22 protein-coding genes and 1 pseudogene are annotated in these 20,978 nt (G+C 70.6%); 15 read left to right on the forward strand and 8 right to left on the reverse strand.

Annotated elements, in window-relative coordinates; all coding sequences use genetic code 11:
• Window positions 1–121: 121 nt before the first annotated feature.
• From FCI23_RS16645 to FCI23_RS16660, 4 genes are all read left to right on the forward strand, one after another.
• Window positions 122–361: a hypothetical protein gene (locus FCI23_RS16645; protein WP_322973846.1), complete on the forward strand. Its 240-nt coding sequence runs from the start codon at window positions 122–124 to the stop codon at window positions 359–361.
• A 126-nt stretch (window positions 362–487) separates the two neighbouring features.
• The gene (locus tag FCI23_RS16650; RefSeq protein ID WP_136724671.1) at window positions 488–1,135 is read left to right on the forward strand and encodes a TetR/AcrR family transcriptional regulator; all 648 of its coding nucleotides are present in this window, start codon (window positions 488–490) and stop codon (window positions 1,133–1,135) included.
• A 111-nt stretch (window positions 1,136–1,246) separates the two neighbouring features.
• Window positions 1,247–1,477, forward strand: a complete 231-nt coding sequence (locus tag FCI23_RS16655) for a DUF3107 domain-containing protein (protein ID WP_136724672.1) — start codon at window positions 1,247–1,249, stop codon at window positions 1,475–1,477.
• A gap of 123 nt (window positions 1,478–1,600) precedes the next feature.
• Window positions 1,601–1,873 (forward strand): hypothetical protein, encoded by a 273-nt coding sequence (locus tag FCI23_RS16660; RefSeq protein WP_136724673.1) that lies wholly within the window; start codon window positions 1,601–1,603, stop codon window positions 1,871–1,873.
• 343 nt (window positions 1,874–2,216) lie between these two features.
• Here the strand turns inward: FCI23_RS16660 and FCI23_RS16665 are convergent, their stop codons facing one another.
• On the reverse strand, window positions 2,217–2,948 hold the full coding sequence (locus tag FCI23_RS16665; RefSeq protein ID WP_136724674.1) for a ferritin-like fold-containing protein: 732 nt from the start codon (window positions 2,946–2,948) through the stop codon (window positions 2,217–2,219).
• Window positions 2,949–3,286: 338 nt separating this feature from the next.
• On the opposite strand from FCI23_RS16665, the pseudogene FCI23_RS16675 reads away from it, so the two are divergent.
• Window positions 3,287–5,087, forward strand: a pseudogene (locus FCI23_RS16675) (DEAD/DEAH box helicase); the annotation flags it as partial.
• 76 nt (window positions 5,088–5,163) lie between these two features.
• Window positions 5,164–6,123, forward strand: coding sequence for a DMT family transporter (locus FCI23_RS16680; protein WP_407645974.1), 960 nt, complete (start codon window positions 5,164–5,166; stop codon window positions 6,121–6,123).
• 701 nt (window positions 6,124–6,824) lie between these two features.
• Here the strand turns inward: FCI23_RS16680 and FCI23_RS16685 are convergent.
• The gene (locus FCI23_RS16685) at window positions 6,825–7,949 is read right to left on the reverse strand and encodes a magnesium and cobalt transport protein CorA (RefSeq protein ID WP_136724677.1); all 1,125 of its coding nucleotides are present in this window, start codon (window positions 7,947–7,949) and stop codon (window positions 6,825–6,827) included.
• A 420-nt stretch (window positions 7,950–8,369) separates the two neighbouring features.
• Between FCI23_RS16685 and FCI23_RS16690 the strand changes: the two genes are divergently transcribed.
• From FCI23_RS16690 to FCI23_RS16705, 4 genes are all read left to right on the forward strand, one after another.
• Window positions 8,370–8,957 (forward strand): suppressor of fused domain protein, encoded by a 588-nt coding sequence (locus FCI23_RS16690; RefSeq protein WP_136724678.1) that lies wholly within the window; start codon window positions 8,370–8,372, stop codon window positions 8,955–8,957.
• Between the two features lie 80 nt (window positions 8,958–9,037).
• Complete coding sequence (locus FCI23_RS16695; RefSeq protein ID WP_136724679.1) at window positions 9,038–9,676, forward strand: DUF6758 family protein; 639 nt, start codon at window positions 9,038–9,040, stop codon at window positions 9,674–9,676.
• Window positions 9,677–9,779: 103 nt separating this feature from the next.
• Window positions 9,780–10,652: a PHP domain-containing protein gene (locus tag FCI23_RS16700; protein WP_136724680.1), complete on the forward strand. Its 873-nt coding sequence runs from the start codon at window positions 9,780–9,782 to the stop codon at window positions 10,650–10,652.
• Window positions 10,653–10,658: 6 nt separating this feature from the next.
• On the forward strand, window positions 10,659–11,273 hold the full coding sequence (locus tag FCI23_RS16705) for a MarC family protein (RefSeq protein ID WP_136724681.1): 615 nt from the start codon (window positions 10,659–10,661) through the stop codon (window positions 11,271–11,273).
• A gap of 65 nt (window positions 11,274–11,338) precedes the next feature.
• Here FCI23_RS16705 and FCI23_RS56410 read toward each other — a convergent pair whose 3' ends face one another.
• Window positions 11,339–11,482, reverse strand: coding sequence for a hypothetical protein (locus FCI23_RS56410; protein WP_169316817.1), 144 nt, complete (start codon window positions 11,480–11,482; stop codon window positions 11,339–11,341).
• 202 nt (window positions 11,483–11,684) lie between these two features.
• On the opposite strand from FCI23_RS56410, the gene FCI23_RS16710 reads away from it, so the two are divergent.
• Window positions 11,685–12,569, forward strand: a complete 885-nt coding sequence (locus tag FCI23_RS16710; protein ID WP_136724682.1) for an NYN domain-containing protein — start codon at window positions 11,685–11,687, stop codon at window positions 12,567–12,569.
• A gap of 106 nt (window positions 12,570–12,675) precedes the next feature.
• On the opposite strand, the gene FCI23_RS16715 is transcribed toward FCI23_RS16710, so the two are convergent.
• Window positions 12,676–13,545, reverse strand: a complete 870-nt coding sequence (locus FCI23_RS16715) for an alpha/beta fold hydrolase (RefSeq protein ID WP_136724683.1) — start codon at window positions 13,543–13,545, stop codon at window positions 12,676–12,678.
• A gap of 66 nt (window positions 13,546–13,611) precedes the next feature.
• Here FCI23_RS16715 and FCI23_RS16720 point away from each other — a divergent pair, with 66 nt between their 5' ends.
• Window positions 13,612–14,145, forward strand: coding sequence for a hypothetical protein (locus FCI23_RS16720; protein WP_136724684.1), 534 nt, complete (start codon window positions 13,612–13,614; stop codon window positions 14,143–14,145).
• An 11-nt stretch (window positions 14,146–14,156) separates the two neighbouring features.
• On the opposite strand, the gene FCI23_RS16725 is transcribed toward FCI23_RS16720, so the two are convergent.
• Window positions 14,157–14,855, reverse strand: coding sequence for a hypothetical protein (locus FCI23_RS16725; protein WP_136724685.1), 699 nt, complete (start codon window positions 14,853–14,855; stop codon window positions 14,157–14,159).
• Between the two features lie 117 nt (window positions 14,856–14,972).
• Between FCI23_RS16725 and FCI23_RS16730 the strand changes: the two genes are divergently transcribed.
• From FCI23_RS16730 to FCI23_RS16740, 3 genes are read left to right on the forward strand one after another with little or no spacing between them, the layout of a single operon-like run.
• Window positions 14,973–16,262 (forward strand): magnesium transporter MgtE N-terminal domain-containing protein, encoded by a 1,290-nt coding sequence (locus FCI23_RS16730; protein ID WP_136724686.1) that lies wholly within the window; start codon window positions 14,973–14,975, stop codon window positions 16,260–16,262.
• Entirely contained in the window at window positions 16,252–16,764 is a 513-nt protein-coding gene (locus tag FCI23_RS16735) for a DUF1003 domain-containing protein (protein WP_136724687.1), read from the forward strand. The genes FCI23_RS16730 and FCI23_RS16735 overlap by 11 nt, the downstream gene beginning before the upstream one ends.
• 21 nt (window positions 16,765–16,785) lie before the next feature.
• A complete protein-coding gene (locus tag FCI23_RS16740) occupies window positions 16,786–17,943 on the forward strand; it encodes an Mrp/NBP35 family ATP-binding protein (RefSeq protein WP_136724688.1) in 1,158 nt (385 codons plus the stop codon).
• A gap of 199 nt (window positions 17,944–18,142) precedes the next feature.
• Here FCI23_RS16740 and FCI23_RS16745 read toward each other — a convergent pair whose 3' ends face one another.
• The 3 genes from FCI23_RS16745 to FCI23_RS16755 form a co-directional block, all read right to left on the reverse strand.
• Window positions 18,143–18,754, reverse strand: a complete 612-nt coding sequence (locus FCI23_RS16745) for a hypothetical protein (protein WP_211265350.1) — start codon at window positions 18,752–18,754, stop codon at window positions 18,143–18,145.
• 48 nt (window positions 18,755–18,802) lie between these two features.
• Window positions 18,803–19,246: a sec-independent translocase gene (locus tag FCI23_RS16750; protein ID WP_136724690.1), complete on the reverse strand. Its 444-nt coding sequence runs from the start codon at window positions 19,244–19,246 to the stop codon at window positions 18,803–18,805.
• A 194-nt stretch (window positions 19,247–19,440) separates the two neighbouring features.
• Window positions 19,441–20,916 (reverse strand): S1C family serine protease, encoded by a 1,476-nt coding sequence (locus FCI23_RS16755; RefSeq protein WP_136724691.1) that lies wholly within the window; start codon window positions 20,914–20,916, stop codon window positions 19,441–19,443.
• Window positions 20,917–20,978: the final 62 nt, after the last annotated feature.

Here is a 20,978-nt window from a genome sequence, read left to right on the forward strand (position 1 = left end):
CGAGACGATCACGCGTACGATTGCATGTTCAGCATCACAGGTCTCCGAACGTGTCGGTTGCCACTCTGCGCCCCGGGTAACTCTCTCCTAGGCTCGCAGGTAGCGAAGGAAGGGAGGAGTCGTGTCCGACATCACCGATGACTTCGACAACGAGGAAGCCATCGACCCCGACAGCGACATTGATCCCGACATCGACACGGAGCTCGATCTGGAGGCTCCCGAAGCCGACGTCATCGAACAGCACACGGACCTCCTCCGGTACCGCGACGTCCCCATCACCGAGCGCCCGATCGAGGCCGACCCGGCGGACGCCGCCGACCAGCGCCGCGTAGTGAAGCTGGACGAGGACGACTACCGCTGACCGCACGCCGGTACCAGCCCGTGAGAATGTGCGCACGAGCGGCGCACACGTCCGTTACTGAAAAGTAGGATGGCAGACGCAACTCAGCGCAGCTATCACGAGCGCAGTAACCAATTGGGAGGCCGCGTGACCGCCATCGAGCATACCGAGGCACGCCCACGCGGCACCCGCCTGCCGCGCCGGGCCCGCCGCAACCAGCTGCTGGGCGCCGCCCAGGAAGTGTTCGTCGCGCAGGGCTACCACGCCGCCGCCATGGACGATATCGCCGAGCGTGCCGGTGTCAGCAAGCCCGTGCTCTACCAGCACTTCCCCGGCAAGCTCGACCTGTACCTCGCCCTGCTCGACCAGCACTGCGAGTCACTCCTCGACGCCGTCCGCACCGCCCTCGCCTCCACCACCGAGAACAAGCTGCGCGTCACCGCCACCATGGACGCGTACTTCGCCTACGTCCAGGACAAGGGCGGCGCCTTCCGGCTGGTCTTCGAGTCCGACCTCACCAACGAGCCCGCGGTACGCGAACGCGTCGACAAGGTCTCCCTGCAGTGCGCCGAGGCGATCAGCGAGGTGATCGCCGAGGACACCGGCCTGCCCAAGGAGCAGTCCATGCTGCTCGCCGTCGGGCTGGGCGGCGTCTCCCAGGTCGTCGCCCGCTACTGGCTCGGCAGCGGCGGCAGCATCGCCCGCGAGGAGGCCGTCCAGCTGCTCACCTCGCTCGCATGGCGCGGCATCGCCGGTTTCCCGCTGCACGGCACCGAGGGCGGCGCCCCGCACTGACCGCTCGTTCCCGCCTGTTCGCTACGGGCGTGCCGGTCGGACGCTGCATCGCACCTGCGCACGGCTAGTCTGTGCTCCGTACACCGCCAGACCATCGGAGGGACAAAAGCCGTGGAGGTCAAGATCGGCGTGCAGCACGCGCCACGCGAGATCACCATCGAGAGCTCGCAGTCGGCCGAGGAGGTCGAGAAGGCCGTGGCTGACGCGCTCGCCGGCACAGCCAAGCTGCTGAGCCTGACGGACGAGCACGGCCGCAAGGTCCTCGTCCCTTCGGAGCGGCTCGCCTACGTCGAGATCGGCGAGTCTGCCGCTCGCCGGGTCGGCTTCGGCGCAGCGCTCTAACCGCGGCGCTCTGCTCTCGAAGACGGCGGGCGCCCGGGACAATCCGGGTGCCCGCCGTTTTGCGTGCCTGCTCCCGGGGGTATGACGGAAACGACCGATCGATCCTCGGGGAGGGACCCCAGCATGCTGTGGCACGCGCTCGCTTTCGCCGCCCTCGGCCTCGCCGTCGCCTCAGCCGTGATGCGGCTACTGCCCGCCACGCGACTCCCCTCCCGCCGCCTCGTCCTCCCCACCGGTCCCGTCGCCGCCCTAACCGGCGGTCTCCTGGCCCGCGCCATCCTCGGCCCCGGCCACCTTCTCCTCACCCTCCTCGCCGCCGTCGCTGTCGCCGCGGCTCTTCTCTCCCTCCTGATCCGCCCCTCCGGCCGCCGCGAGTCAGCCCCCCACCCAGCGTGACGCCCTTCGGGCGGATCCCAACGCCCCCGCCCGGCCCCCGGGCAGTAAACGCACACCCCCAGCCGGGCCCGCACTGCCAAACCAGCAGTCGCCGGACGCCCCCGGCACGAGGCGGTACCCGCAGGCAATAGCGGACAGAGTCGTCCCGCAGCAAGCGGAACCGGCAGAAGGGGGCGGTGCAGGGGTGTCCCCGCAGACTGTGTCGCCCAAGGGCCGGTGGCGATGGCGCATGTCCGAACCACATCCGGAAGGCCCCCGGGCGCCCCCGACCCGTGCCGAACGACAACCTGAAGGCCCCCGGCGCCGCCGAGCCCAAATTGGACGAGCCGCCGCCCCGCGGGGGCTACGCCGCCAAGCCCAGCGCAGCCATGCGCTTGGTATGCGCCTCGGTGATGCGCGTGAACATCCGCCCCACCTCCGCCAGGTCAAACCCGTCCGCCACACCGCCCACAAGCATCGTGGAGAGCGCGTCACGGTCAGCGACAACCCGCTGCGCCTGCGAGAGCGCCTCCCCCATGAGCCGCCGCGCCCAGAGCGCCAGCCGCCCCCCGACCCTGGGCTCCGCCTCGATCGCGGCCCGCACCTTCTCCACGGCGAAGGAAGCGTGCCCGGTGTCGTCGAGCACGGACAGCACGAGCTCACGTGTGTCGGAGTCCAGCCGCGCAGCGACCTCACGGTAGAAGTCCGAGGCGATCGAGTCGCCGACATAGGCCTTGACCAGGCCTTCGAGCCAATCCGAGGGCGCCGTCTGACGGTGGAAGTCGTCGAGCGGCGTCGCGAACGGCTCCATCGCGGCAGTGGGCTCCGCGTCGACCGCGGAAAGCCGGTCCCGGAGCTGCGCGAAATGGTGAAACTCGGCGGTAGCCATCGCCGCGAGTTCCGCCTTGTCGGACAGCGTCGGCGCCAGCTTCGCGTCCTCCGCGAGCCGCTCGAACGCGGCCAGCTCGCCGTAGGCAAGCGCGCCGAGCAGGTCGATGACCGCCGCACGGTACCGGGGGTCGCCGGAGGCCGTGGCCCAATCCTGGGCGGCGATGGCGGTGGAAGCGGGCGCGGTTGTCTCGTCAGGCGTCTCCATGCTGGGCACAATAGCCCGCCTCATCAGGGAGGCAATCACCTCGCCGGGCCCCACGGTCCCCTGTCGTCCCGGGTGTCGTCCCGCATCCCGAGAAAATCCATCCGGCGCAGCTGCGCGATTCCGGGGTACAGTGGTATGAGCCCGCCCGGTTTCCAGGCGGGTCATGTATGAGACATGGATGCCCGGTCGGTGGCCCGATCGGCTCCACCGACCGCCCTCCACCACAGGAGGGGCCCACTCGCGGCACGCGCGAGGGCAGCGGTCCCGCGCTTCTCAGCCACTCACGGCTGTACGACACCCTGCGCGGTCAGCGCCCGCGTTCCGTCCCTGACGGAGTGATGGACGCTCGACCCCCCTCACCGCTCAGTGCCGCGTCTCACAGAAGAGGCAAGCATCCTGACCACCACCAGTTTCCGCAGCCTCGGGATCTTCCCCGAGACCGCCGAGGCCCTCGAAGCCGTCGGCATCTTCAATGCCTTCCCCATCCAGGAGATGACTCTCCCCGTCGCCCTCGCCGGCAACGACGTCATCGGCCAGGCCAAGACCGGCACCGGGAAGACGCTCGGCTTCGGCCTTCCGCTCCTCGAGCGGGTCATCGTACCCGCTGATGTCGAGGCCGGGCGCGCCAAGCCGGAGGATCTCGTCGACGGCCCGCAGGCCCTCGTCGTCGTCCCGACCCGCGAGCTCTGTCAGCAGGTCACCAATGACCTGCTGACCGCCGGCAAGGTCCGGAACGTACGGGTTCTCGCCATTTACGGCGGCCGCGCCTACGAGCCTCAGGTCGAGGCCCTCAGGAAGGGCGTCGACGTTGTCGTCGGCACCCCGGGCCGCCTGCTCGACCTCGCCGGACAGAAGAAGCTCAACCTCGGCAATGTCCGTGGCCTGGTCCTCGACGAGGCCGACGAAATGCTCGACCTGGGCTTCCTGCCCGACGTCGAGAAGATCATGACCATGCTGCCGACCAAGCGCCAGACGATGCTCTTCTCGGCCACCATGCCGGGCGCTGTCATCAACCTCGCGCGCCGCTACATGACGCAGCCGACCCACATCAGCGCCACCTCGCCGGACGACGAGGGCGCGACGGTCGCGAACACCACCCAGCATGTCTTCCGCGCCCACTCCATGGACAAGCCCGAGCTCGTCTCGCGCATCCTCCAGGCCGACGGCCGCGGCCTCGTCATGGTCTTCTGCCGCACCAAGCGCACCGCCGCCGACGTCGCCGAGCAGCTGGAGCAGCGCGGCTTCGCCTCGGGCGCCGTCCATGGCGACCTCGGGCAGGGCGCCCGTGAGCAGGCGCTCCGCGCCTTCCGCAACGGCAAGGTCGATGTGCTGGTCTGCACGGATGTCGCGGCTCGCGGCATCGATGTGGAAGGCGTCACGCACGTCATCAACTACCAGACGCCCGAGGACGAGAAGACCTACCTTCACCGCATCGGCCGCACCGGCCGCGCCGGCGCCTCCGGTATCGCCATCACCCTCGTCGACTGGGACGACATCCCGCGCTGGAAGCTCATCAACAAGGCGCTCGACCTCCCCTTCGACGAGCCCGAGGAGACCTACTCCACCTCCGAGCACCTCTACGAGCTCCTCGGCATCCCCGCCGGCACGAAGGGCGTCCTGCCCCGTGCGGAGCGCACCCGTGCCGGGCTCGACGCGGAAGAGGTCGAGGACCTCGGCGAGACCGGCGGCCGCGGGCGCGGTGGCGGCCGTAAGGCCGCTACGACCACGGTTGTCGAGGAGCGCCCCGCCCGCACCCGCGCCCCGCGCCAGCGGCGCCGGACGCGCAACGGCGAGCCCATCACGGCCGCCGCTGCCGCGGAGGCGGAGGCAGCTGTCGCCACGGCCGAGGGCGAAAGCGCGACACCTTCGGCATCGACCCCGGCTCCGCGCCGGCGGCGCCGGGCCCGTGTCGCTGTCGCCGCCGGTGCCGAAGCGGTCGTGACGACCGCGGAGACCACCGAGGCCCCTGACCGCGGCGAGACCGTGCCCGCGCCCAGGCGGCGCCGTACCCGCGCCACTGTCGCCGCCGACTCCGCTGAAGCCGCCACCGCGGCCCCCGCCGAGCCCACCGCGACCTCCGCCGACGACGGCGAAGCCAAGCCCGCCCGTCGTCGCCGCCGTACCCGCCGCACCGCCGCCGAAAGCTGATCACCACGCCGGATGGGTGGCTCAGGGCCTCGCCCTGAGCCACCCATCCGGCGTGTCAAGGGGAACCATGCCAGCCGCTCCGCACAACGCCGCCGAGCCCTCGTCCCGTACGAGCGCCGGGCCGGCCCCCGTGCCCGCGGGCACGGCCGAGGCCGCGAACATGCCGCTGGACTTCACGCTGCTGGCGGTGGCGATCACAGGCGTCTCCTTCTCGGCACCGCTGGTCGCGTCGACCGCGGCACCCGCTCTCGCCATCGCATTCTGGCGGAACGCGATGGCGACGGCGGCGCTGAGCCCGTTCGCGCTGATACGAGGCCGTAATCGCCTGGAGCTGCGCCGGATGGGTCGACGGGCAGTCTTGCTGTCGCTGGCCGCCGGAGCGGTGCTCGCGCTGCACTTCGGGTTGTGGCTGCCGAGCCTGTCCATGACATCCGTCGCGTCGTCCACCGCGCTGTGCACGACGACCCCGATCTGGACGACGATCTTCCTCCGGCTGCGTGGGCACCGCCCGCCGAAGCTGGTGTGGGCGGGCACGCTGCTCGCCATGGTCGGCGTGGTGATCCTGACCGGGGTCGACCTCTCCCTCTCCTCCCGCGCCCTGGCGGGCGACGCGCTCGCGCTGGGCGCGGGCGTTGCCGCGGCGGCGTACGTACTGCTGGGCGCGGAGGTGCGCCGTACGGTGAGCACGACGGCGTACACCTACGTCTGCTACGCCATGACGGCTGTCGTGCTCCTGGCCGTGTGCCTCGGGTCGGGTTCCGCGCTCGGTGGGTACTCGGGTGCGACGTGGATGAAGCTGGTGGCGCTCACTGTGGCGGCCCAACTGCTGGGGCACAGCCTGCTGAACCGGGTCGTGCGCGGGCTCGGCCCGTCGACCACGTCGACGGCGATCCTCCTGGAAACGCCGGGCGCGGCCCTGATCGCGGCGGTCTGGCTGGGCCAGATGCCGCCGGTGGCGGCGTACCCGGCACTTGGTGTGATCCTCACGGGTCTCGCGCTTGTGGTCCTGTCGGACCGGCGTTCGTAGCTTTCCGCGTCCTGCGCCCGGGGTGGGGTGCGCTTTGTTCGGTTGTTGGGTCGGTGGCGCCTCCGGGGTGACTCGCTCCCCCAACGTTCGGCCGGGAGGTGCCCCCACAATCGCCGGACGGGCTGGGTTTGGTGCTCTGCGCCGGGGTTGGGGTCCGCTTGTTCGGTGGGTGGGTCGGTGGCGCCTCCGGGGTGACTCTCTCCCCCAGCCTTCGGCCGGGAGGTGCCCCCAGGAGGTGCCCCCACGACTGTGTGCCAGGGCCCGGGACGTCATTCGCCATCGCCGGCGGCACTTGGGCGACACAGTCTGCGGGGACACCCCTGCACCGCCCCCTCCGGCCGCCACAGCGCCTCACGGTGAGTCTTGTCCTGCGGTCCAGACCACCGGGTGCGAGGCGTTGGTTTTACGGTCTCCGCCCTGAGCGGCCGTCACGCGCACATCCGGCCGGGAGGGGACGCGCCGGGGTGTCCCCGCAGGGGACGAGCACATGCACCCCGGGTGCGTTCGCTGCGGACCCGCACGTGCGAGCCCCGAGGAGATCACCCCACAGCGGCCCCGACCCCGCAACGGGCATTGCGTGGCGGCACGCACGACCACCCAGCCCGTCCGGCGCTTGAGGACGGACCGGCGCCCCGGCAGAGGAGGCGGAACCGGCACCCCCGGCAGACGGAACGAAACCGTGCCGGTCCGGCCGGACAAACCTAGAGCCAGCCGTTGCGCCGGAACCCGCGGTGAATGGCGAAGCAAATCGCGAGGGTGGCGCAGAGCACCACGGGATAGCCATACCGATAGTGCAGCTCAGGCATGTTGTCGAAGTTCATGCCGTAGACGCCGGTGATCATCGTCGGGACGGCGAAAATCGCCGCCCAGGCGGTGATCTTGCGCATGTCCTCGTTCTGGGCGACGGTGGCCTGCGCAAGGTTGGCCTGGAGGATCGAGTTGAGGAGGTCGTCGAAGCCGACGACCTGTTCGTGGACGCGGGCGACGTGGTCGGCGACGTCGCGGAAGTACTTCTGGATCTCGGGGTCGACCAGCCGCATGGGCCGCTCGCTGAGCAGCTGCATGGGTCGCAGCAGTGGGGAGACGGCGCGCTTGAATTCGAGGACCTCGCGCTTGAGCTGGTAGATGCGTCCGGCGTCGCCGCCACGGGCGGACTTGCCGTCGGCGGCGGAGAAGACATCGATCTCGACCTCGTCGATGTCGTCCTGGACGGCGTCGGTGACGGCGAGGTAGTCGTCGACGACCTGGTCGGCGATGGCGTGCAGGACCGCGGAGGGGCCCTTGACGAGCAGGTCGGGGTTGTCCTCGAGGCGGTGCCGCAGAGCGCGGAGCGAACCGTGGCCGCCGTGCCGGACGGTGATGACGAAGTGCCGGCCGGTGAAGACCATCACCTCACCGGTCTCCACCACCTCGCTGGTGGCGGTGAGTTCGGCGTGCTCGACGTAGCGGATGGTCTTGAAGACGGTGAAGAGGCTGTCGTCGTAGCGCTCCAGCTTGGGCCGCTGGTGGGCCTGGATGGCGTCCTCGACGGCCAGCGGGTGCAGGCCGAAAACCTCGGCGATGCCGGAGAACTCCTGCTCCGACGGCTCGTGCAGGCCGATCCAGACGAAGCCGTCGCCGCCGCGCACCTTGGCGAGCGCGTCGTGCGGGGTGAGGTGGTCGCTGACGCGGTGTCCGTCGCGGTAGACGGCGCAGTCGACGACCGCGCTGGGGGCGGAGGCGGAGGCGGAGCCGTTGCGGGTGGCCGGGCCGTAGTCGTACGACGAGGTGCTTTTGCGCAGGAGGGCGGGACGGACTACTGCACGCAGGTCGCGGATCATCGACATGGCGAGCTCCTTCACGGACTGGCCGACGGCGTCGTCTCAGAAAATGCATAACGCCGCACTGAAATGCTGATCAGGGGACGGTGATCGAGCCGCAGTTCGGGAAGCTCTTCCAGCGCGTGACATGTGCGTGACGCATGAAGGCAGGAGTTCGCGAAAAAGACCGCAGTTTCCGTGTTTCACGGCTAGGGGGCCGGGTACGGAAGGCTGGGGATCAGAGCGACAATTGCCGGGCGGAAGAGCTGCCGGTACTGCACGGTCGACTAGGATCCATTGCAGCCCCACCTCCTCCTGCCGATCCCCGCTGGGGGATGATGGAAGGCTCCCGCCATGGTAGTGACGTAGCCAATGGGTCACCTTACCAGTGAGCGGTAGCGTCGGGTTGACGCTTTGCCTGTTCGAGACGGGATCTATGCTCGCTGCATGGGTGACGTCCTGGAGTTGGTGGAGGCGCGGCTGCGTACGGCGTTCGGCGATCCCGAGGCCCGGGCCGCGGTGACGTTTCTGGGCGCCGAGCGGATCGAAGTCCTGCGGTTCGTCGACGGCGGCGTGCGGCGGTACGTAACGCTGGGTATGTCCCGCCGGCCCATGAGCGACCCTCTCGCGCCGGTCGTCGAGGCGGTGCGCGGGCCGCGGGCCGAGCTGGTTCTCTCCGTACGGGCCGGATCCGCGCCGGTCGACGAGGTGTTGCGGCCGCTCGCGGTGCTTGCCTCGTCCCCCCAGGTCGAGGGTGTCGTGCTCGCGCCGGGCGCGTCGTTGGACGTGGGCGACCCGCTGTGGACGGGGGCGCCCTTCTCGGCGGTGCTCGTCGCGGAGCCGGGCGGCCTCGTCGAGGACCTGGAGCTCGGCGAACCGATGGATCCGGTGCGCTTCTTCCCGCTCCTGCCGATGACCCGGAACGAGGCCGCGTGGAAGCGTGCCCAGGGAGCGGCGGCCCTCCAGGAACGCTGGCTGCGGCACGGTACGGATCTGCGCGACCCGGAGCGCGCATCGGTGCCGCTCGCCGGGTGACCGCCCCGCGCCGCGCCGGGCGGCGCCGGACGGGTGATCGTCCTTGACGCGGGCACGCCTGCGGAGGACTGTGGGGCGGTATGAGGGGCGAACCCAGTTGCCCGAAGTGCGGTGGCCGGGTCCGGGCGCCCGGCCTCTTCGCGGATTCCTGGCAGTGCGATCTGCACGGCTCCGTATATCCGCTGCAGCCCGTGGTCCCACCGAGCGTCGAGGCGCTCGGCGTGGCTGTGAACCGTGCCCGTGTGCCGGTGTGGATGCCCTGGCCGCTCCCGGTCGGCTGGCTCTTCACCGGCGTCGTGTACGCCGGTGACGACCGCAGCGGGGGCCGCGCCACCGCTGTCGCCTGTTCCGGGCCCGGACCGCTCGGCGGTCCCGGCGAGCTGCTGCTGATCGCCGAGTCGCTCGGTGTCGGCCTGGGCGCCCGCTATGCCGGCATCCCCGGTCCCGACCCCGGCCCGCACATGTGCCTGGGCAAGCCCGCCGTCACCAAGGTGCTGGCCGCCGGGCAGCCCACCTCCCTGTGGCATGTGGAAGGCGCCCCGCCCGACCGCGCGGTCTTCGCCGGCGAAGCGTTCGGCCTCTGGCTCTGGGCCGTCGTCTGGCCCGAGCAGTCCGGGCTGCTCATGTACGACGAACTGATATTGACCGACTTGCGCGAAGCCGGCGCCGAGGTCGAGCTGGTGCCCTGCGGGGCGTTGTCGCCGCGCTTGCTCACGTAGGCGGGGAGGGCTCGCGCCGCCCTGGGAATCGCAGGCGGTACGGCCGGTTATCCTGGGTTTCGCAAACCACCATCCCATTGCCGACCTCCTTGGAGCCAAAGCCGTGCGTATCGATCTGCACACCCACTCCACGGCGTCGGACGGCACCGATACCCCGGAGGAGCTGATCCGGAACGCGTCGGCGACCGGACTGGATGTCGTAGCGCTGACGGATCACGACACGGTCGGCGGCCACGCGAAGGCAGTGAAGGCGCTCCGGGAGGGGTTGGAGCGGCCCTTGACGCTGGTCACCGGGGCAGAGCTGTCGTGCCGCCTCAATGGGATCAGCCTGCACATGCTGGCGTATCTGTTCGACCCGCAGGAGCCGGAGCTGTTCCGGGAACGGGAGTTGGTGCGCGACGACCGGGTGCCGCGGGCGAAGGCGATAGTGGAGAAACTGCGGCAGCGGGGTGTGCCGGTCAATTGGGACCAGGTGGCGCGGATCGCGGGCGACGGAGCCGTAGGGCGGCCGCACATCGCGACGGCGCTGATGGAGAAGGGCCTGGTCGGCAGCATCGGCGAGGCGTTCACGCCGGAGTGGATCGGCCCGGGCGGCCCCGCGTACGTGGAGAAGCACGAACTGGACCCGTTCGAGGCGATCCGGCTGGTCAAGAACGCCGGCGGGGTCACCGTCTTCGCCCACCCGGCCGCCGTGAAGCGCGGGGTGACCGTGTCGGACGACATCATCGCCGAGCTGGCCGCCCGCGGGCTCGACGGCATCGAGGTCGACCACATGGATCACGACGCGCCGACCCGCGCCCGTATGCGCACGATCGCCGCCGAGCTCGGGCTGCTCCCCACCGGTTCCAGCGACTACCACGGCAGCCGCAAGACCTGCCGGCTCGGTGAGCACACCACAAACCCGGAGGTCTACGAGGAGATCGTCAGCCGGGCGACCGGCGCGGCCCCGCTGTCGTCGGCCGCCGGACGGGTCTGACGACTCATGAGTCTCTTCGACGCCACCCTCTTCGGGTCCGTCTTCGTCACACTGTTCGTGATCATGGATCCACCCGGCATCACGCCGATCTTTCTCGCCCTGAGCTCGGGCCGGCCGGCCAAGGTCCAGCGGCGGATGGCCTGGCAGGCGGCGTCGGTCGCGCTCGGCGTGATAGCCGTGTTCGGGGCCTTCGGCCAGCAGATCCTCGACTATCTGCATGTTTCCGTGCCGGCCCTGATGGTGGCCGGCGGCCTGCTCCTGCTGCTCATCGCGCTCGATCTGCTCACCGGAAAGGCGGACGAGCCGACCCAGACCAAGGACGTCAACGTCGCCCTCGTACCTCTCGGCATGCCGCTGCTCGCCGGTCCGGGCGCGATCGTCACCGTCATCCTGGCCGTGCAGAAGGCGCACGGTTTCGGACAGCAGCTGTCGGTGTGGGTGGCGATCGCCGCCATGCATGTCGTGCTGTGGCTGACCATGCGCTACTCGCTGGTCATCATCCGCCTGATCAAGGACGGCGGCGTGGTGCTGGTCACCCGGCTGTCGGGCATGCTGCTCTCCGCCATCGCGGTCCAGCAGATCGCCAACGGCGTCTTCGGCTTCATCCACGGCGAGGGCTGAAGGCAACAGAAAAGGGCCCCTCTCGGGGGCCCTTCGTAACTCTGCGGGTTCGACTGTCTACTCGGCTACTGCGCGGCGGGGCGTATATACAGGCGCTGACCGATGGCCGCTGCCTGCTGAACGATCTGTTTGACGGAGGCGGCGTCCACGACCGTACTGTCAACGGCGGTACCGTCCTGGTCGTTGAGGCGCATGATCTCGAAGCGCATGGCTTCTCCCTTCGTCTGGGGCACTCCTCCATTGGAGAGCGTGGCTGCTTCACAGCCGTTACATATCCGTTTCTATGAGTGGACAACGAACGCTCACGGGAAAACATTCCCTACGCTAAAGAAAACTTTTCCGAGCCTAAGTACCCGCGAGTAGCAACCCGGCTTGTGCGGTACCTGTGGCGCCCCGGACAATGACACGTCTATGGACGACGATGCCCTCTCCGCCATCGAGCGCACCAATGAGCTCCTCCAGCAGGTCCTCACCAAGCTCTCGACGACCCCCGCCACCCACGCCGTCTTCGTCGACGCCGGATACGTCTACGCCGCCGCCGGCCGCCTCGTGGCGGGCTCCGAGGACCGCCGCTCCTTCGAACTCGACGCCGAGGGCATCATCGAGGCGTTCATCGACAAGGCCCGCGCCAGCTTTCCGGACAGCCGGCTGCTGCGCGTCTACTGGTACGACGGTGCCCGCCGCCGAATCCACACCACCGAACAGGAACGGATCGCCGAGCTCCCCGACGTCAAGGTCCGGCTCGGCAACCTCAACGCCAGCCGCCAGCAGAAGGGCGTCGACTCCCTGATCCGTACCGACCTGGAGTCCCTGGCCCGGCACCGCGCCATCAGCGACGCCGTACTCATCGGCGGCGACGAGGACCTGGTCTCCGCGGTCGAGGCCGCCCAGGGATACGGCGCCCGGGTCCACCTCTGGGGCATCGAGGCCACCGACGGCCGCAACCAGGCCGACCCCCTCTTGTGGGAGGTCGACAGCCAGCGCACGCTCGACCTCGACTTCTGCAAGCCGTACGTCGTCCGGCGCGCCGCCCTTGAATACGGCGAGCACGCCCCCGCCCCCAGCCGCGACGACGTCCACTTCGTCGGCGCCCGGGTGGCCGGCGGCTGGCTCGTCTCCCGGGGCCGCGATGACCTCGCGGAGCTGCTGCCCGGCCATCCTTACCTGCCGCCCGGCTATGACCAGGAACTCCTCGTCGAGGCCGAACGCCTCCTCGGGATCTCGCTGCGCGGCCACGCCGACCTCCGGCGGTCGCTGCGGGACGGCTTCTGGGAGCACCTGCGCGCCCAGGTCTGACGTACCGGTGGGGGCACCTCCCGGCCGAAGGTTGGGGGAGAGTCACCCCGGAGGCGACACCGACCCAACCGACAACACAGCGCACCCCACCCCCGGCGGCGCAGCCTCAGGCGTCGCGCCAGAACGCCGCCAGTGCCTCGGCCGTCTCCGACGGCCGTTCCGTGTTGGGGGAGTGCTCGGCACCGTCGATGACCACCCGGCGCGCCGAGAGCCGCTCCGCCATCCGGTCGAGCCACGGCACCGGCCACACGTGGTCCACCGCGCCCGACACGACCAGCTTCGGCAGCGCGGCCACCGCCGCGAGCTCGCCGACGCGGTCCCGCTCTGCGATCAGCTGACGGCCGGTCACGATCAGCTGCTCCGGTACATTGCCGAGCCACCGTCGGCAGAGGAACTCCTCAATGCCGTCCGTGCCGACGGCCTCTTCCGCCTGTTCCTCGTCCATCGCCCGCATCGCGGCCCAGACGCGCTCCATGCCCATCACCGACAGGGCGTCGATCAGCAGCTTCGTACGGCTCTGCTGGGCCACGTCAATCGCCCCCGGCCCCGAACTCATCAGCGTCAGCGACGCCCACGGGCCCGGCTCCGCAAGCACCGCGGCCCGCGCCACGTGGCCGCCCATTGAGTGCCCCAGCAGATGCACCGGACCGCCGCCGTCCTTCAGCGCCGCGGCCTGCGCCACCGCATCCGCCGCCAGCTCCGCCTGCGCGTAGGCGTTCTCACTGCGCGGTCCGCCTGTCTCGTGCTGGCCCCGGCCGTCGACCGCGACCATGCGGAAGCCGGCTGCGGTCAGCGGCTGCAGCAGGGCGATGAAGTCCTCCTTGCTGCCCGTGAACCCGGGCAGGAGCAGCGCGGTCCCGCGCCGGGCGGTCCCGGCGGGCGGCGCCGCGTCGAGCACCGCGAAGGATCCGCGGTCGGTCTCCAGACGGTACGCACGGGTGCGGGGCGGAAGGCCCATGAACGGCGGTCGACTCATGGGCCGAGAGTAATTGGCTCCCCCGGCATCGCGGTGCCCGGGCCCGCAGCAAATAGGCTGGGTCGCATGACGGAGACCGTGGAGCAGTCGCTGCTGGACCAGGCCCTGGTCGAGGAGGCCGTGAAGAAGTCCGGCCTGCTGTGGGTGCGGGCGGCGGGCGGACGGGCGCCGCAGGCCCTGTGGCACGCCTGGGTGGACGGCGCGGTGTGCGTGGTGGGCGGCGGCCCCGGGGAGCAGCCGCTCGGCGGGCTGACGGACGGCGGGACGGCCGACGTGACCGTACGGAGCAAGGACAAGTGGGGGCGGCTGGTGGCCTTCCCCACGACGGTGCGGGAGCTGGCCCCGGGCGGCGAGCCCTGGACCGCGGCCGTGGCGGAGCTGAAAGGCAAGCGGCTCAACGCCCCGGACGCGGAGACGATGACCGAGCGCTGGGCGCGCGAATGCCAGGTCCTGCGGCTGGAGCCCGCCGGCCCGTCGGTCGAGCGCCCGGGCGCGATGTCTGCCGTCAGCGGCGCGGCCACGCCGGTGCCGACCGATGCCACCACCCGGCAGCCCGTGCCGGCGGGGCTGCCGAAGCTGCTGTTCCGGCGCAAACGATAAGCAACTGATGGTCAGCCGCCGGACGCGGTGATCTGTTTCCCGTAGTCCACGACGTGGTCCTTGTCCGGCGCGCGCAGCGTGAAGTCCTTGCCCCAGTCGGCCAGCGTCAGCGTCCCCGCTCCGCCCGCGCGCCGGATCCGGAGCGGGTAGGGCCGCCCCTCCAGGGAGACGTCGAGGGTGCCGCCGCTGCCGCCGTCAGCGGTGAGGGCGATGGTGCGGGTGCCGTTGACGGACCGGTGGTCGCCGGTGGCGAGCTTGCCGGACATGGCGAAGAGCCCGTCGAGCAGGACGGCCTTGTCGGTGAAGCCGCTGAACTGCTTGTACGCGGGATCGCCGGTCGGCACCTTGACGTACTTGTCCTTGAGGGTGGCGCCGGCCTTGGCGCCGTAGAAGTCCTCGCCGGCCTTGAGGTACAGGTCGTTGCCGACCCGCAGCAGCTCGAAGGTGCTGCCCTTGCTGGTGACCTGGCCGACCCCGCCGTTGCCGCGCAGCCGCATGTCGAGCGTGTAGCTCTTGCCCTTGCTGGCGACGGTGCCGGACAGCCGCACCGTATCGGCCTTGTCGGCCGCGGCACGGGCCTGCCGCGCGATCGTTTCGGGCGGGAGCTTGGCGACCCCGTTCGTCCCCTGGTCCGGATCGCCCGCGCACCCGGCGAGCGCGAGTCCCGCGCACAAGGCCCCGAGGAGTACGGCAGTCCGGCGGCCGGGCATCACTGGTCCTGTCCTCCTGGATAACGGGGGGCGGTTGGCGATCGGAACCGAAGCTACCGCAGCGTACTCGAGCAGCCCCGCGCGGCCGCAATGATCGGTACGGGTTAGCCTTGCCGCATGGCAGCCGGTACCCCCCGGGTCTTCATCTCGCATCTCGCCGGGGTCGCGGTATTCGATCCCAACGGCGACCAGGTCGGCCGGGTCCGGGATGTCGTTGTGATGCTCCGCGTCGGGAGGCGGCCGCCAAGGGTGCTGGGGATGGTGGTCGAGGTGGTGAGCCGGCGCCGGATCTTCATCCCCATGACGCGGGTCACCGGTGTGGAGTCGGGCCAGGTGATCACCACGGGCGTGGTGAACATGCGCCGCTTCGAGCAGCGGCCGACCGAGACGCTGGTGATCGGCGAGCTGCTGGACCGCCGGGTGCAGCTGGTGGAGACCGGCGAGGAAGTGACGGTGCTGGACGTCTCGATGGCGCAGTTGCCGGCCCGCCGCGACTGGGAGATCGACAAGGTCTTCGTACGGCGTGGAAAGTCCGGGGCGCTGCGCCGCAAGGGCGAGACGCTGACGGTTGAGTGGTCGGCGGTGACCGGCTTCTCGCTGGAGGAGCACGGGCAGGGCGCGGAGAACCTGCTCGCCACCTTCGAGAAGCTGCGCCCGGCCGACCTGGCGAATGTGCTGCACCACCTGTCCGCCAAGCGTCGCTCGGAGGTGGCGGCGGCGCTGGACGACGACCGGCTGGCCGATGTGCTGGAGGAGCTGCCGGACGACGACCAGGTCGAGATCCTCGGCAAGCTCAAGCAGGAGCGCGCGGCGGACGTCCTGGAGGCGATGGACCCCGACGACGCCGCCGACCTGCTGTCCGAGCTGCCGAAGGAGGAGCAGGAGCGGCTGCTGGCGCTGATGGAGCCGCAGGAGGCGGCGGGCGTACGGCGGTTGCTGCTCTACGAGGAGCGGACGGCCGGCGGGCTGATGACCACCGAGCCGATCGTGCTGCCGCCGGACGCGACCGTCGCGGACGCGCTCGCCCGGGTGCGCAACCCGGACCTGTCCCCCGCGCTCGCCGCCCAGGTGTATGTCTGCCGGCCGCCGTACGAGACCCCGACCGGGAAGTACCTGGGCATCGTGCACTTCCAGCGGCTGCTGCGCGACCCGCCGTTCACCCTGGTCAGTGCGATCGTCGACACCGATCTGCAACCGCTCGCGCCGGATGCCCCTCTTACCGTGGTGACCGGCTACCTGGCGACGTACAACCTGATCGCGGCGCCCGTCGTGGACGAGAGCGGCAGTCTGCTGGGGGCGGTCACCGTCGACGACGTACTCGACCATCTGCTGCCGGAGGACTGGCGCGAGACCGAGCTGCTGCACACGCCCCCCGTGGCGGTGCAGGAGGTTCCCCATGGCGAGTGAACGCCCCCGCGTCCGGCTCGACCAGCCGCGGGCACCACGGCGGAGCCTGTTGCCGCGCTATGACGCGGAGGCCTTCGGCCGGGTCTCGGAGCGGATCGCGCGTTTCCTGGGGACCTGGCGGTTCATCGCGTGGATGACCGCTGTCATCATCGTGTGGGTGGTGTGGAACGTCTCCGCGCCGGAGCGGCTGCGGTGGGACAACTACCCGTTCATCTTCCTCACCCTGATGCTGTCCCTGCAGGCCTCGTACGCGGCCCCGCTGATCCTGCTGGCGCAGAACCGCCAGGCCGACCGCGACCGCGTCAACCTGGAGCAGGACCGGGCCCGGAACGAGCGCAGCATCGCCGACACCGAGTACCTGACCCGGGAAATCGCCGGGCTGCGGATGAACCTCGGCGAGGTGGCGACCCGGGACTGGATCCGCTCCGAGCTCCAGGATCTCGTGAAAGAATTGACGGACCGGGACCACGAGGTGGAACGCACCACACAACGCGAGGCCTGAGGCGCGTCGTACCATCGGCGTATGGCTACCGACACTGACGGCTCCGCCCCCTCGACCGACGCGGTACGCGCCGCGCTGGCGACGGTGAACGACCCCGAGATCCACCGCCCGATCACTGACCTCGGCATGGTCAAATCTGTCGACATCGGCGCGGACGGCACGGTCAAGGTGGGCGTGTTCCTGACGGTGTCGGGGTGTCCGCTGCGCGACACGATCACCAAGGAGGTGACCGCCGCCGTCATGAAGGTGGCGGGCGTGACCTCGGTCACCGTCGAGCTGGACGTCATGAGCGACGAGCAGCGTCGCGAGCTGACGTCGTCGCTGCGCGGCGGCACCGCGGAGCGGGAGATCCCGTTCGCCCAGCCGGGGTCGCTGACCCGGGTGTACGCGGTCGCCTCCGGCAAGGGCGGCGTCGGCAAGTCCTCGGTGACCGTGAACCTCGCGGCGGCGATGGCACAGGACGGACTGAAGGTCGGCGTCGTAGACGCGGACATCTACGGGCACTCCGTGCCGCGCATGCTCGGCGCGCACGGTCTGCCGACCCAGGTCGACAACATGATCATGCCGCCGTCGGCGCATGGTGTGAAGGTCATCTCGATCGGCATGTTCACCCCGGGCAACACCCCGGTGGTGTGGCGCGGGCCGATGCTGCACCGCGCGCTCCAGCAGTTCCTCGCCGACGTGTACTGGGGCGACCTGGACGTCCTGCTGCTCGACCTGCCGCCGGGCACCGGGGACATCGCGATCTCCGTGGCCCAGCTGGTCCCGGGCGCGGAGATCCTCGTGGTGACCACCCCGCAGCAGGCTGCCGCCGAGGTCGCCGAGCGGGCCGGCTCCATCGCCGTACAGACCCACCAGAAGATCGTCGGTGTCGTCGAGAACATGTCGGGCATGCCGTGCCCGCACTGCGACGAGATCATCGACGTCTTCGGTACGGGGGGCGGTCAGCGGGTCGCCGAGGGCCTCACCAAGACCACCGGCGCGTCCGTGCCCGTCCTGGGCTCCATCCCCATCGACGTACGGCTTCGGGAGAGCGGCGATGACGGCCGCCCGGTCGTCCTGAGCGACCCTTCCTCCCCGGCGGGCTCCGCGCTTCGTTCCATCGCCGGCAAGCTCGGTGGGCGCCAGCGGGGCCTTGCGGGGCTGTCGCTGGGGATCACGCCGCGCAACAAGTTCTGACAGCGCCCGGGGTCGGACATGCGGCTGGCGCCGTGGGGAGGCTCCGCCCCAGACCCGCCCCCTACGCCCTGGCGGGCGTGGGAGGCTGGGGGAGGGTGGGCACAACCCGGGCCACCGGCCCGCAGATGGAACCGGGGGCCGGGGGCCGGCCCCCGGTTTCGGGAAGGGGCGGGGTGGGGGAAAGCGCCGCAGACCGGGGTCAGCCGTCGTGCGCGGCGATGTCCTTCACGACGGCCAGCCCGAGCCCGTACGCGCTGATCCCGCGCCCGTAGGCGCCGAGGTGCGCCCCCCTGGCCGTGCCGGCGAGGACCCAGCCGTACTCGGACTCCCGGTAGCGGAAGGGGGTGGGCTCACCGTTCACGGGGAGGGTGAGGGAGGACCAGCCGGGGCCGGAGAGGTCGTCGGCGAGCTCCCAGGCGATGGCGGTCTGCTGTTCGAGCCAGTCCTCGCGCAGGTGGCGCTCCATGTGCGTCGGCCACGTGCAGGAAAGCAGCCCGGAACCGGCCAGCCAGGCGGCGGTGGCAACCGAGGTGGCCTCGATGGTGCCGGTGCCGTCGGTGCTGCGCCGCAGGGGGCGGGGTGCGACCGAGACGACAATGGTGAAGCGCCGGGTGTCCGGGGTGTCGTCGACCTTGACGGACGGCTCGTCCCCGTGGCCGACCGCGCCGTGCTCGGTGGTGCCTTCGGCACTGATGCCCGGCGGTGTCAGCCAGCGGTGGCCGGTGAAGGCCTCGTCAAGGGCGTACCAGGGGAAGTCGGCCCGCAGATATCCGTCGATTGTGCGTCCCACGGCCTCAGCTGTCGTCTCCATAAGCGCGGCGCGCCTCCTCCACAGGGTAAACATCTGGAGAATAGCGGCTCAGGTCGCGTCCGAGTCGAATGGCGGCGGTTCACCCGGCTCGAGGCGGTCCCGCTTCCGGTACGGATCCGGGGTCTCGGAGGAGGAAGAGGACGACGAACCGGAGGACCCGGAGCCGTCCCGGCCGTGCACGGCGTCCGTGATGTCGGCCATCTCCGTCTTGAAGTCGAATCCGTTACGGAGCTCCTTCAGGCCCAGGTCGTCGTTGTCCAGCAGCTGCTTGCGGACGAACGTCCTGGGGTTGAGATCCTCGAACTCGAAGTCCTTGAACTCCGGGCCCAGCTCCTTGCGGATGTCCTCCTTGGCGCTGTCGGAGAACTCACGGATCTTGCGGATGACCTGTGAGACGTCCTTGATGACCTTCGGCAGTTTGTCCGGGCCGAAGACCAGGATGCCAAGGATCGCGATCGCGAGGACCTCCAGGGCGCCTATGTCACCAAACACCTTGCAGCTCCTTGGGGGGTCAACGGCCGGCGGACAGAATCCGGCGAATATCACGGTACCTGGCCGAACCGAGTAGACGGGAGAGGCAAGGGTCAACAGTAGGCCTGGTATCTGTCAACGCGTTAGAGGGACATCCGGTCACTCATCCACCCGTTCGGCCGGTTGTTCGGCCGGTCGCCCCTGCGACGTGGCGGTCAGCCGCCGGTCGCGCTGCCGAGGGTGAGCGATACGGTGCGCGGCCTGCCGCCACGCAGCAGGGTCAGGGCCAGCCGGTCGCCGGGGCGGTGACTGCGGATCCGCACGATCAGCTCGTCGCCGCTGTGCACCGGGGTGCCGTCGATCGCGGTGATGATGTCGCCGGGCTTGATGCCGGCCCGGTCGCCCGGGCCGCCCGCGGTCACCTCGGAACTGACCTGGGCCCCGTCGCCGGAGTACTGCATGTTGATGCCGACGCCGATCACCGGGTGGGTGGCCTTGCCGGTGGCGATCAGCTCCTCCGCGACCCGCTTCGCCTGGTTGACCGGGATGGCGAAGCCGAGGCCGATGCTGCCGCCCTGGCTCGTACCGCCGAACGGGTCGGAGGCGCTGTCGGCGGAACGGATGGCGCTGTTGATGCCGATCACCTGGCCCTTGGCGTCCACGAGCGGGCCGCCGGAGTTGCCCGGGTTGATCGGGGCGTCGGTCTGGAGAGCGTCCACATAGCTCATGTCGGTGCCGTCGGACTGGCCGCCGGCGGTGATCGGCCGCTCGGTGGCGCTGATGATGCCCGAGGTGACCGTCCCCTCCAGGCCGTACGGGGCGCCGATGGCCACCACCGGGTCCCCCACCCGCACCGCGGCGGAATCGCCCAGGGTCAGCGGCCGCAGCCCGCTCACGCCGGACACCTTGACCACCGCCAGGTCGTAGCCGGTGTCCCGGCCGGTCACCTTGGCGGCGGCGACCTGGCCGCCGTTGAAGGTCACCGAGATGCTGCCGCTCTTGGCGGCCGCCTCCACGACATGGTTGTTGGTGAGGATGTGGCCCTGCCCGTCGAGGACGAAACCGGTGCCGGTGTCCTCACCGTCGGCGCCCTTCACATGGATGTAGACCACCCCGGGCAGTGTCCTGGCCGCGATCGCCGCGATGCTGTCCGGAGCTCTGCCGCCCGGTTCCAGGGACGCCTGCGGCAGGCTCACGCTGCCTGCCGCGCCCCCTGTGCCGTCCCTGCCGCTCAGATACGCCCCAGTAGCCCCGCCGACGCCTCCGGCGACCAGCACGACCGCCAGCAGTCCCACGAGGCCCCTCCCGCGCCCACGGGGGCGCTGCGAAGGGCCTACAGGGCCTGCGGGGCCGCCGGGCTGTGCCCAGGGGTCGTAGGGGTGCCAGAGGCCGACTGACAGCGGCGGAGGCCCGGAGTCGGCCTGCCAGAGGCTCTGCTCCCCCGGGCCGGGGGTTCCCGGATGCAGCACGGGCGGCGCGGGAGCCCACGGCCCGGGGGAGCCGTAGGGCGGGGTGTCGTACGGATCCGCGGCATGCATCGGCACGGGCTGCGCTTCGGCAGGTGCGGCGGCGGTGCCCGGGGCCTGTCCGGCCGGAAGGGCATCCATGACCACCCCGTACCGGGTACCGGCTTCCGGTGCGGGCTCCGGACGGCTCCACCAGTTCGGCCGGGCGCTCTTGCCCACGTCCATGCGCTCCCCTACGACGACCTGTGTCTTTCCTGGATTGAACCAGGAGTCGGCGCGGCTCGCAG

Origin of the sequence: Actinacidiphila oryziradicis (assembly GCF_005047355.1) — a bacterium.
In the GTDB taxonomy this organism is placed as follows: Bacteria; Actinomycetota; Actinomycetes; order Streptomycetales; family Streptomycetaceae; genus Actinacidiphila; species Actinacidiphila oryziradicis.